2 protein-coding genes and 1 pseudogene are annotated in these 1,346 nt (G+C 44.9%); all 3 read left to right on the top strand.

The window, feature by feature from the left end; all coding sequences use genetic code 11:
- Nucleotides 1-138: pseudogene (locus CIK04_RS29890) on the top strand (M20 family peptidase); the annotation flags it as partial.
- A 171-nt stretch (nt 139-309) separates the two neighbouring features.
- Nucleotides 310-459 carry a hypothetical protein gene (locus tag CIK04_RS35010; protein ID WP_325206018.1) on the top strand — a complete coding sequence of 50 codons (150 nt, stop codon included), beginning with the start codon at nt 310-312 and terminating at the stop codon, nt 457-459.
- Between the two features lie 101 nt (nt 460-560).
- Nucleotides 561-695 (top strand): hypothetical protein, encoded by a 135-nt coding sequence (locus CIK04_RS35005; RefSeq protein WP_325206017.1) that lies wholly within the window; start codon nt 561-563, stop codon nt 693-695.
- The last annotated feature ends 651 nt before the right edge of the window (nt 696-1,346 follow it).

Here is a 1,346-nt window from a genome sequence, read left to right as displayed (position 1 = left end):
ATTTTGGGTGTTCCTACCCTTGATGGTTTGGGCCCAATTGGCGCGGGTTTCCACAGCGATCAAGAGTATCTAGTGCTGGCCTCGATCGAACCTCGTATCCGTATGCTGATGCGTGTGCTTGAAAAGCTGGCAGCCTAAACGCTTAACTGTTTAATAAGGCATTAAATTAAAACCCCGTGGTATCGCATGACCACGGGGTTTTTGTTTCGGTCTGTTGAGTTTGTGCCACAGGTTTCAATCTTGAACCTGTCATTTCTACTTGGTCTCTTCTACGCTTTCATCAATGTATCCACAAAGGAAGTACTCACTATGACTATGAAAGCATTATTGATCACTCTGGTTATCGGGCTGGCAACGTCACCACTGGCGTTGGCTGAGAAACCGAACTGGCGAGGGAAGCAAACCCAGCAAGGAAGCAGTGGAACAACATGCCGAAGAAATGATGCAAAAACACTGTGACAAGAAAGACAAAGAGTGCCTGAAAAAACGAGAGCAAGAGCAGAAACAAAGCCGCCAAAGAAAAAGGCAAGAAGAAGAAAAATGGCGATGAAGAGCAAAAAATGCAGGACAAAGAAGCGCGTAAACAGGCGCTGAAAGAGAAAAAGCAAGCGTTAAAAGATCAACGCGAAAAGCTTGAAATGGAAGAAGAAAAGATAGAAAAAGAGCTCAAAAAACTGGAGGAAGATGACGAGTAAATTGTCGCCAATTTCTCATCGCTTACCTCGAGGTGTCTCTCTTTGCCATTCGCGCAAGGAGAGACACGACTTCAATCTGTTCCTGCCAACAAATATACCTTGCGCTGTCTATAGTRGATTACATTCAATTCCAAATTGGGATTATACGTATTCTATTTATTCATTTCTGTCATCACTCTGGTTCCTACACTTCCATTGCCAATAAAATCACCAATTAARGTAATTGAAGATGAAAAGAACACTCTTAGCGCTAACGCTGGTGACGGCGTTTTTTGGTAGCCACGCGGCTTTTGCTGATACTAACAGCACTCGAGATCCCTATATTACAGAGGCAGATGTGAAGGCGCGGGTTCCCACGGCCGTAAAACTGGGGACAATTATGTTCAAGCAGAAACGGATTGGAATTTCCGCCAAGTGACCGATAAAGTGGGTGTGAATCAGTGGATTCACGATGCACCAGTGAGCAAAGATAACCAAACGGTGATCCGTTCAAACCGCGATGGTGGTCTACTTCCATCGCAGTGGTGGATGTAAGCAAAGGCGCAACGTTCAGTGTGACGGACAAAAATAACGATGAGTTTCAGATTATCCACATCATCGAACGAGAATCAACTTAACCCATAAAGTGGYGCGCAGAGGGGAATCCGTGAC

The sequence above is a fragment of the Vibrio sp. 03_296 genome (genome assembly GCF_002265885.1).
Note: the sequence above shows the minus strand (reverse complement) of the source record. Positions and strands in the feature narration are given on the sequence as shown.

Bases quoted from the DNA above. Each gene is read 5' to 3' on its own strand.
- CIK04_RS35005 (WP_325206017.1), top strand. From the start codon at position 561: ATGCAGGACAAAGAAGCGCGTAAACAGGCGCTGAAAGAGAAAAAGCAA.
- CIK04_RS35010 (WP_325206018.1), top strand. From the start codon at position 310: ATGACTATGAAAGCATTATTGATCACTCTGGTTATCGGGCTGGCAACG.